Source organism: Oleiphilus sp. HI0086 (assembly GCF_001635225.1).
On record NZ_LWFZ01001327.1, the window covers coordinates 1 to 958 of the forward strand.

Here is a 958-nt window from a genome sequence, read left to right on the forward strand (position 1 = left end):
AGCTGAATCTTTATTGAATAGTTCGGAGCGATGGGTAACAATCAGCGCCCAAGAGCATGAAGGTGTTTTAGATCAAATATTCTCTCATTCTGCGTAAACTTAATCATATCTGCTAAACTCTTATTAGCGTTGATTAAAATATAGAGCTGAATGTAGCAAGATTATGCAGTATACACTGAAAATACGGTCAATGTTTCAGTATCACGAAGATCTCAATATGGTTGAATAAACTGAAGTGCGAAAAATAATTAGATGTATAAAAGGGGATTTTCACCAGTATGGCGAATTCTAATCCGGTTCAGGTAATCGCGGTAACTGGCGGTAAAGGTGGTGTGGGCAAAAGTAATGTGTCTATTAACCTTTCGATTATGCTCGCTGAGATGGGGCGTCGTGTTGTACTTTTAGATGCCGATTTAGGTTTGGCTAATGTTGATGTTTTGTTAGGTATCACCTCTAAAAGCAATATAGCGGATGTGATAAGTGGCGAATGTTCTCTGCGTGACGTTTTGGTTGATGGGCCCAAAGGAATAAAAGTAGTACCAGCTTCATCTGGTACGCAAAAAATGGTTTCTTTGAATCCAATGGAACATGCCGGTTTAATTAATGCCTTTAGTGAAATTTCTGAAGATCTCGATGTCCTGATTATTGATACCGCAGCAGGTATATCCGATGGTGTTGTTTCGTTTCTTAGGGCTGCGCAAGAAGTTATTGTTGTCGTATGTGATGAGCCTACATCGATTACCGATTCATATGCGCTAATTAAATTGTTAAATCGCGATTACGATATGTACCGTTTTCGTGTACTGGCGAATATGGTTAAAACGCAGGAAGAGGGGCGCCACCTCTATTCCAAGCTTGCTCACGTTACTGAGAGATTTCTCGATGTTGCTCTGCAGTATGTTGGGTCAATCCCTTTCGATGAGTCGGTGAAAAAAGCAGTGCAGCGTCAACGGGCTGT

At 40.8% G+C, this 958-nt stretch carries 1 protein-coding gene; it reads left to right on the plus strand.

The genetic code is table 11. From position 1 onward, the window contains the following. Positions 1–278: 278 nt before the first annotated feature. The coding region (locus tag A3756_RS22925; protein ID WP_068554769.1) for a MinD/ParA family protein at positions 279–958 on the plus strand (680 nt) is incomplete at its 3' end.